Origin of the sequence: Methylophaga sp. UBA2689 (assembly GCA_002354555.1) — a bacterium.
Taxonomy (GTDB): Bacteria; Pseudomonadota; Gammaproteobacteria; order Nitrosococcales; family Methylophagaceae; genus Methylophaga.
The window spans coordinates 1-7,612 of record DELT01000108.1; the positions used below are offsets into that span (position 1 = coordinate 1).

Sequence of the window (7,612 nt, forward strand, 5' to 3'; positions counted from 1 at the left end):
GCTCGTAAAGGCAAGTTCATTGATGGTGTGCCACAAATCATTTCACCTCACAGTCTACCAATGACCTTGATTGGCCTGATGATGATCATCTTTGGTTTCTTCGGTTTCCTCGGTGGTTGCATCATCTTTAATGGTGGTGAGACAGGTTGGACCACAATTTATGGAACACCTACAAATCTTTCAGCATTTGCATTTAATACGCTGATGGGATTTGCCGGAGGTATCATTGGTTGTTACATCGCTACACGTGACCCCTTCTGGACCATGTCTGGTGGTCTGGTCGGTATTATCTCTGTCGCAGCTGGTCTGGATATCTACTCTCCTTCACTTGCGTTCATCATTGCCGTTACAACAGGTATCGTGGCAGTTCAATTTGCCAAGTTTCTGGAAAAACGCGGTATTGATGATGCGGTCGGCGCTGTCAGTGTTCATGGTTTCACAGGTGTTGTTGCGGTTGTTCTGGTCGGTGTATTTGCCGGTGGAACGCCTAATGCAGAAGGTTTACCGGAAATCAGCTTTGTTGGTCAGTTAATCGGTGCGGCAGTGATGGGCCTGATGGGCTTTGTACCTGGGTATGGCTTGTCATTCTTACTGAAAAAAGCCAACAGCCTGCGGGTGCCCGAGGCTTGCGAAGATATCGGTATTGATGAAGTTGAACTGCTGGCTAAACCTTATCCCGAAGGTAGCGTACCTGCTATGACGGATCTGACTACCAGTGAAGTGCCTAATAAATTAGCAAGTTCTGAAACTTAAGGAGCATTATTATGGGAAGTTCAATTACAACCTGGGAAAACGTAGGTGCCTATTTTACCTTTGCAGATAACCCTTTTGCTCTGGTGCTATTTGCAATCGGCACAGCCGCCATTATTGCCGGATTGATTATTTCAATTATCCGTCATGAAAATGCGGCATTTGGAAAAATTAAGTAGCGTTTATTCTTGCTTTCAGCAGGGTTAAATATAACGTTAATTTATAAAAAACCCCGGCTTATGCCGGGGTTTTTGTTGGCAAAAAAGATAAATTAATCTCTATTCCAATCTTTCAAATCACGCATCGCGTATTTAATAGCACGCTCCCAGGCCTGGTCAGTGTTGCCACGAAAATCATAGGATTTACGCTTAATCAGTTTTCCAGACTCTACTTCCTTAAACTCAACATGTAATGTTGAAATCAAGTGACTCATGCGAAATACATTTGGCACAATCACCAACTCTGCACCCAGTTCTTTAGCTAAGGTAATTTCACAACCATTGCAGTAATGCAGGTCCTGTTTTTCATCAAATGCTTTAACTTTTGCCAGCGAATCGGCATCGTTGATGATATTGAATTGTGTCTTATCATTTAATTCGTTTCGCAGATGTTCACTGAACTTGGCAATCTTTTCTGCGTTCTCGGCTTTATCGCCGGTTACAGAGCTATCCCCAGTAATCAGAATATCCAGCACCAGAGTCTTATAGTCATGTTTCTGATGATCATCGGCCATGACAGAGGCTGCGCTGATAAACAATAACAGCGTCAGCATATATCTGGTTGCACGGGTCATTAACGGCATATGGTTCTCCTAAAATACGATTAATTACACAAGGGTCTGTTGATCTTTCAGAGCCACCACTGCTGGAGGCTATTTTTTTGTCTCACAAGGCGGAAATGATGAGATGTAGTTGTTCTACATAAGTCTTTTCCAACGCTGTGTGGTGGAAAATAGTCCCAGCCCTTCGGGTTGTGTCTGAAAATGCACCACTCTGCGTTACGCGTCATTTATTTAGAACAACTACAAAAACGTCTGGAACGTTTTTGAGCGCAAGCCCCCGAAGGGGCGAGGTACATGGATGTATCTCGCAAACTGCATTCCTCGCGCCTTGATTGGTGCATTTTCAGTCACAACAGAGGCGGCTATGAAAGATCAATAGACCCTAACAGTGACTACAGAAAGCTCAAACAGTTTTTTGACTGCAAACAGCGGGAGATTTGCCCGTTCAATAAATTGATGATGAATTAATGCTGAAAATGGCCGTTTTTCAGAAAATGCAGGGTCTGCGATTGCACCGTATCATTCGCCATAATAAACGGATGCGTTTGCCGAACCACCAGAAAATCCTGCATACCATCCAACCGGGCATTTTTGATGGAAACCTTGCCATCATCAGGTCCGGGAATAAGCGTCGATAAGATCAGATTGATCGAGCGATTTCCAGTAATAATACCCAGTTCAAACGTAGCCGGCCCCAGCTGATTGGGAACTGCTTCTTCTGTCGTGCCAAGCTGTTTGCCGGCTGGCCCGTTTATCCATTCAAATAAGCCCCACGTGCCCAGTTTGTCGACCACTTCACTGCCTTGATTAGGCGGCGATAACATAACTACCCTGCCAATTTTGATTTGTTGATGCTCCGCCGCGAGTTGCCTGACAATAATGCCTCCCAGTGAATGGGTAACAAAATACACAGGTGTTAAAGAATCCCCAAAACACTGTTGGATTTCAGGCACAACAAACTCGCTGGTCAGATGCTCGATACGGTGTTTGCGGGAAGGATAATCAATATTGCATATCTTAAACCCTGCTTTGCTCAGATGTTTTTCCATCGAATCCATTGAGCCTGATGTGCGGGCTAAACCATGTAACAGCACAACATTACCAGCTGACTTCTGCTCCTGGCTGTGAGCTAATGGTGAGATTACGCTCAGCATTAACCAGCCAAAAGCCATTAGCCGTCCATAATTTGGAAAACGGTTAAAATTTTTCATCGCTGTTAAATTGATTTTGCAGTTGCTAATTTTGCTGTGGGCTTTGTATTTTTTGCTATGGCAATATCCTGCCAGAGTTTTTCCACATGTGACTCTACCGGCCTGCAATATCCGGCAATTAGCATAATACTCAATGTGGTTAAAAAGCCATACACACCAGGCGTCCAGCCATAAGTGATGATAAATGCTGGCTCAAATATGGTTAAGCCAAATGATACGGCCATCCCTGCCAAAAACCCGCTGACTGCACCGATTTTATTGGCACGCTTCCAATATAGTCCGAGTAACACCACCGGAGATAAAACTATCATGCCCTGATAAGTCATCAACGCCAGAAACACTAATTGTCCTTCTCTTATATACGCCCCAATCAATGCCCCGATACTCATAAAAACTACTGACCAGCGGGCTATTTGTAAGGCGGTTTTCTCACTGATATCGCGTTTAATAACCTGCGCCAGATCACCTGAAATTGCTGTAGACATGGCATTAAGGATACTGCTCACCGTTCCCAGGCTTGCCGCCATAACCAGCACCGCAAAGAATCCCAACGGCCAGGCACCGGCCTGACTATGGATCCAGAACATGGCTTCCTGAGGGTTTTGTTGGGCAAACGGTAATGGATGTAATGCCATTGCCAGAAGAAACAGTAAACCGAATGACAGAATGCCCAGCGTCGGGGCAAATAACACCGATTGTTTGATGGTACGAATACTATCTGCAGCGAATAACTTGTTATAGACCCAGGGCCACATAAAGCCGCCCAGACCACTGGTAATAACAATTGCCATCCAGTAATTTGGTGACATATCCCAGCCGGGCCCGGGAAAGGTTAATGCTTCGGGACTTTGTTCCAATATGCGTTGCATGGCACCTTCAATACCGCCAAGCTGTGTATAAATAACCCACAGCAGAATGGCTGATCCAGCAATTAGCATATACAGCCCCTGAATAATATTGGCTGTGATAACCGACCGCATGCCACCAAGGGCAACATAAAACACCACTACAAATATGCCGATGATCATGCCCAGTAACGGGCTTATATATCCATCAGTCGCATAATTAAACACGTAACCAATCGTGTACCACTCCATTAATAACCATGGTACTGATAACGCGACACCGGCGAAACCGGTTAATACCCGGATGGCATCGCTTCGATAACGAAGCCCCAGCAGTTCTGACTGAGTGCGGATGTTATATTTCTTGCCCCAGATAAAGGATTTTTCAGCAACTAGATACATCACCAGCATGGTGATAATGCCATATGGAATAACGTACATGCCGATCATGCCAAAACTGACGGCAAACCCTGAAAAAACGGTATACCCGGCACCGACATACCAGGTAGCAAGAAAGCCTAAGGTAATGCCCAACACGCCAATACTGTGACTTGCTGTTGCATAATCATTCAGCGTTTTCACGCCCATCTGACGACGGTTTATCCATAGGATAAGCCCCAGAAATCCCGCCAGCATCAACATTGGAATCATTTTGATGCCTCCGACTCTACTTCAATATCCAGATCACCACTACGACTTTCAACCAGATACCAGCAAGCCAGAAAAAAGGCGCCTAATAAAGCCATCGCAATTTGCCAGAGAAAGGCAAACGGTAAACCAATAAAACTCGGTTCAACACGATTAGCCCAGGTAAAGAAAATGGGAAACGTCGCTAAGACAATAGTGGATAAAATTAATAGCAGAAAAATGGCTGAACGCATAAAAGTCCAAATCTATTTTATTAAAATGGGTGAGATGAGCATGTCAACAAATTCATCGCAATTCAATATCTAAGGTTAACCGGCTATTCATAACTCAGGGCCGGCACAACTGAGATAACTTTCAGTTATGTCGGCCCTGAAATGGTTATAAAAAAACCGCTTAATTGCGGTTAAATATTAAGATTTCTTTTCGATTGCAGCAGCTAGCTTGGCAGATAATAAACCAAAAACCGCACCAAGAATCGTGGAAAGAATGACGATCAGAACAGGATTAGTCATGTTCATCGTTATGGCGCTTCCTGCATTGGCTGTTTGTAAACCAAATGCGGCAGTTGCTGCATAACCATAAACATTTGCTGGTACCACCGATAACAAATCGAATCTGGCCACAATAACCAGAAAGAATACGGTAACGGCAATATAAATAGCGGGACCTACGGCACCTGGTATACCCAGAGGATTGGTAGTCGCTAATAATAAAGCAATACCAGCAATTACAGCACCATAACTCATACCTACAATGGTTTTTTGCAGGGCTGGCATATCAGCACCGGTATGAAAGAAACACGCCCAGGCTATAAATCCTGCCCAAACTAAAACAAAACCGGCTAGTGGACCTAATGCCAGAAATGCCCAAATACCACCTAATACAGCAATACTGATCGATAAAGCAGTTAACTTTGACATACGTTCTCTCCATTGATTTTTATAAAAATTAACAACCCGTTCCTCGACAAAATTTTATTTATAACTCTTATAACTTTAGGGTTGCCGGAGTGATAGTAGTCCTATAAAAGCTCTGCTGTAAACTAGTTCGCACCACATTTGTGCGTAAAGTGAGCAAAAATGGGGCATCCAATATTTTTATTGTTTAATCAGTAGCTTAATGTGACGCAACATTTGATTGAAACCGTCACAGTTATAGCTAAGCTCGAGACCAAACATAGTTGAATATAGAATTTGATGATAAAGATTGGATGCTAACTGACCTGGACCGGGACTTGTTGATGTTTCATCTCCGCCTCTGTTGTGGCTGAAAATGTAACAATCCAGGCGCGAGGTAAGTTTTCTTGTCGGAGACAAAAATAGCCGCCAGCAGTAGTGGTGGCTATGAAAGATCAACAGTGCCTAGGTTTTTGTGTTGTTATTCGCTATCGTTAACATAATGCTCGTAACGCCGCGATTCGCAGTTTATTTTTTTCAGATAGCTATTTCTGCTGTCTGTTTTCATCAGATTTTGGAGTTACGAATGCAGAAAGTCGCTATCTTTCAGCATGCTGATGGCGAATGGATTGGTTCCATGCGACATTGGTTTGCAGATAAACCATTTCAATTAACAACTTATCGGCTGGATCAGAATGTTCAATTGCCCGCAGTCACCGATTTTGACTGGTTAATCGTTATGGGAGGGCCTATGAGCACCTATGATGAAACCAACTACGCCTGGCTGATTGCTGAAAAACAACTTATCCGTGAAGCGATTGACGCAGAAAAGACTGTGCTAGGGATTTGTCTCGGCTGTCAGTTAATTGCCTCCGCCATGGGAGCCAAAGTATATGCAAATACTCAGCAGGAGATCGGTTGGTTTTCCGTCAATAAAATCGATCCCGAAATAACATGGATGCCTGATGATTTAACAACACTTAGCTGGCATGGGGATTGTGTTGAGTTACCTGAAAATACCCGCTGTTTTGCCAATAGTATGATTACTCCCTGTCAGGGGTTTTATTATGGCAAGCGGATTTGGGCGTTACAGTTTCATCTGGAAGTTGAACCTGGCACGGTTGAAGCCTTTCTGGCCCTGGAAAAGCATCCCCTGCCTGATACCGAGTTTGTACAAAAGGAAATGGTATTAATGGATAACATTGATCCGCTAAAACGAAGCAGACAAGCGATGTTTGCATTACTGGATGTGTTACATCAGGAATCTGATACCACTAGATAAAGCTCTTTGTGGTGAAGTGGCTTGTATAAAACCGGCTACTTCACGACTGGTTCAATCTGCATACCCACGCTGATTTGACCATCAGACAGGACATCGGCACGCAGTCCGGCTTTGTGCGTAAATGCTTTGACGACAGCTTTTTTGCTTAGGCTATCATTTTGCAGTAAGGCACCTAGGGTAGAACACGGTTCACACAGTTCTACGCCTTTAAAACTGACGTCACCAATGCGAAAAATCTGTCCGACTAAATCGTTAAGACGAACACCCTCGGTAATCACATTACGCCGGGTATCAGAAAGACTAATCTGCTGCGAAAAACGCTGATTAAACGCATTGATTTCTTCCAGTTCAATAAAGGTGATGTTCTGCCCCGGCCATTGGCTTCTATCAAAATTACGGTCGCCTTTAATACCTTTACCCGCAACCAGATCAATTGCCGGGACTTGTCGTTGCCCGCCCAGATTTTCGCTTGCTGTAAAAATTGCTTTAATCATTTCGAATCTGTTTTACATCCAAATTTAGCGAATCAAAAAAGGAGCATGCTTTCAGGCACGCTCCTTATTGAGTTTATTGAACATTACTTCAACTTGATAGCAAAGTGTTTATAGACCTTACTTTTAATCAACCAGGTTCCACTAAAACCTTTCTCCAGCATAAACGCATCTCCGGGTCCGAAACTTTGCGGCTCACCATCATCCGGCGTAACCACTACATCGCCTTCAATCAGATGTACAAACTCCCAACCTGCATACACGGCATGATAGAGGCCTGGTGTCGCTTCCCAACACCCGGTGATCATTGATTCATCAGGACTGGTATATTCAATCCACGTTTTCATGGTTGGATTGCCTTCAAGCTTGGTCCAGCCATCAAGATCAGTCTCGATAGGCGCGACTGTCTTATCAACAATTTTGGTTAATCCCGTCATTTTATTTTCCTAATTTATGAGCATAGTTTTGTTGTTATGCTTCTTTAGCCACGGGTACTTCACTTTTTTCTGACAAATACGCTTCAAGTGAATCATCCAGGGCTTCAAGCCATGGCGTATGGTGCGGTGGGGACATAGTGCCGGTCATTAACGACCGATAGGAATAATCCCGGAAAGTCATAATGTTTTTCTTCTTGTGATATTTCCATTCCAGAAAGGTCTGATTAACGGCTGGAATATCAAATGACGGATAGTCCGTGGCATCAATTAA

General features: G+C 43.8%; 9 protein-coding genes and 2 pseudogenes. 3 read left to right on the plus strand and 8 right to left on the minus strand.

Features of this window, described 5'->3' with window-relative positions:
- Together B3M51_RS14025 and B3M51_RS14030 are read left to right on the plus strand one after the other, a co-directional pair.
- Nucleotides 1-753, plus strand: a pseudogene (locus B3M51_RS14025) (ammonium transporter); the annotation flags it as partial.
- 11 nt (nucleotides 754-764) lie between these two features.
- On the plus strand, nucleotides 765-929 hold the full coding sequence (locus B3M51_RS14030) for a hypothetical protein (RefSeq protein ID WP_292482195.1): 165 nt from the start codon (nucleotides 765-767) through the stop codon (nucleotides 927-929).
- A 92-nt stretch (nucleotides 930-1,021) separates the two neighbouring features.
- Here B3M51_RS14030 and B3M51_RS14035 read toward each other — a convergent pair whose 3' ends face one another.
- From B3M51_RS14035 to B3M51_RS14055, 5 genes are all read right to left on the minus strand, one after another.
- Nucleotides 1,022-1,552: a DUF3280 domain-containing protein gene (locus B3M51_RS14035; protein WP_292760053.1), complete on the minus strand. Its 531-nt coding sequence runs from the start codon at nucleotides 1,550-1,552 to the stop codon at nucleotides 1,022-1,024.
- A gap of 443 nt (nucleotides 1,553-1,995) precedes the next feature.
- Nucleotides 1,996-2,703, minus strand: a complete 708-nt coding sequence (locus B3M51_RS14040) for a lipase family alpha/beta hydrolase (RefSeq protein ID WP_292760054.1) — start codon at nucleotides 2,701-2,703, stop codon at nucleotides 1,996-1,998.
- Nucleotides 2,704-2,747: 44 nt separating this feature from the next.
- Nucleotides 2,748-4,238, minus strand: coding sequence for a sodium:solute symporter family protein (locus tag B3M51_RS14045; protein ID WP_292760055.1), 1,491 nt, complete (start codon nucleotides 4,236-4,238; stop codon nucleotides 2,748-2,750).
- Complete coding sequence (locus B3M51_RS14050) at nucleotides 4,235-4,468, minus strand: hypothetical protein (RefSeq protein WP_292357390.1); 234 nt, start codon at nucleotides 4,466-4,468, stop codon at nucleotides 4,235-4,237. The genes B3M51_RS14045 and B3M51_RS14050 overlap by 4 nt, the downstream gene beginning before the upstream one ends.
- A 177-nt stretch (nucleotides 4,469-4,645) precedes the next feature.
- Nucleotides 4,646-5,155 carry a DUF1097 domain-containing protein gene (locus B3M51_RS14055; RefSeq protein WP_292482207.1) on the minus strand — a complete coding sequence of 170 codons (510 nt, stop codon included), beginning with the start codon at nucleotides 5,153-5,155 and terminating at the stop codon, nucleotides 4,646-4,648.
- Nucleotides 5,156-5,717: 562 nt separating this feature from the next.
- On the opposite strand from B3M51_RS14055, the gene B3M51_RS14060 reads away from it, so the two are divergent.
- On the plus strand, nucleotides 5,718-6,413 hold the full coding sequence (locus tag B3M51_RS14060; protein WP_292760057.1) for a type 1 glutamine amidotransferase: 696 nt from the start codon (nucleotides 5,718-5,720) through the stop codon (nucleotides 6,411-6,413).
- A 35-nt stretch (nucleotides 6,414-6,448) separates the two neighbouring features.
- Here B3M51_RS14060 and B3M51_RS14065 read toward each other — a convergent pair whose 3' ends face one another.
- From B3M51_RS14065 to B3M51_RS14075, 3 genes and pseudogenes are all read right to left on the minus strand, one after another.
- The gene (locus tag B3M51_RS14065) at nucleotides 6,449-6,907 is read right to left on the minus strand and encodes an MOSC domain-containing protein (protein ID WP_292760059.1); all 459 of its coding nucleotides are present in this window, start codon (nucleotides 6,905-6,907) and stop codon (nucleotides 6,449-6,451) included.
- Between the two features lie 83 nt (nucleotides 6,908-6,990).
- A complete protein-coding gene (locus B3M51_RS14070; RefSeq protein ID WP_292482213.1) occupies nucleotides 6,991-7,341 on the minus strand; it encodes a cupin domain-containing protein in 351 nt (116 codons plus the stop codon).
- A gap of 34 nt (nucleotides 7,342-7,375) precedes the next feature.
- Nucleotides 7,376-7,612 (minus strand): annotated as a pseudogene (locus B3M51_RS14075) (NAD(P)/FAD-dependent oxidoreductase); the annotation flags it as partial.

Bases quoted from the DNA above. Each gene is read 5' to 3' on its own strand.
- B3M51_RS14065 (WP_292760059.1), bottom strand. From the start codon at position 6,907: ATGATTAAAGCAATTTTTACAGCAAGCGAAAATCTGGGCGGGCAACGA.
- B3M51_RS14030 (WP_292482195.1), top strand. From the start codon at position 765: ATGGGAAGTTCAATTACAACCTGGGAAAACGTAGGTGCCTATTTTACC.
- B3M51_RS14055 (WP_292482207.1), bottom strand. From the start codon at position 5,155: ATGTCAAAGTTAACTGCTTTATCGATCAGTATTGCTGTATTAGGTGGT.
- B3M51_RS14050 (WP_292357390.1), bottom strand. From the start codon at position 4,468: ATGCGTTCAGCCATTTTTCTGCTATTAATTTTATCCACTATTGTCTTA.
- B3M51_RS14035 (WP_292760053.1), bottom strand. From the start codon at position 1,552: ATGCCGTTAATGACCCGTGCAACCAGATATATGCTGACGCTGTTATTG.
- B3M51_RS14040 (WP_292760054.1), bottom strand. From the start codon at position 2,703: ATGGCTTTTGGCTGGTTAATGCTGAGCGTAATCTCACCATTAGCTCAC.
- B3M51_RS14045 (WP_292760055.1), bottom strand. From the start codon at position 4,238: ATGATTCCAATGTTGATGCTGGCGGGATTTCTGGGGCTTATCCTATGG.
- B3M51_RS14070 (WP_292482213.1), bottom strand. From the start codon at position 7,341: ATGACGGGATTAACCAAAATTGTTGATAAGACAGTCGCGCCTATCGAG.
- B3M51_RS14060 (WP_292760057.1), top strand. From the start codon at position 5,718: ATGCAGAAAGTCGCTATCTTTCAGCATGCTGATGGCGAATGGATTGGT.